Consider the following 240-nt stretch of genomic DNA (forward strand, 5'->3'; position numbering starts at 1 on the left):
AAATTCATCCCCACCTTACTGCTGGGCTTTTGCCCGTTACGCGCTTGAAGATGGGGGCTTCTTTCGGGAATACGTTAAAGAGGCGCAGCGAAATCAATAATGTATCTGATAGTCTAAAAGTAGTCTTCTAATTGATTATTTTGTATGTTGAAAGAACAATCTTAACATTAGTAATTATTATACCAATTGCATATATCTTGCTTGAAAGGTCGAAAAGGACTCGCTTCTGTTATAAAAGCG

The organism is Bacillus sp. JJ1127 (assembly GCF_036965845.1).
Classification (GTDB): domain Bacteria; phylum Bacillota; class Bacilli; order Bacillales; family Bacillaceae_G; genus Bacillus_A.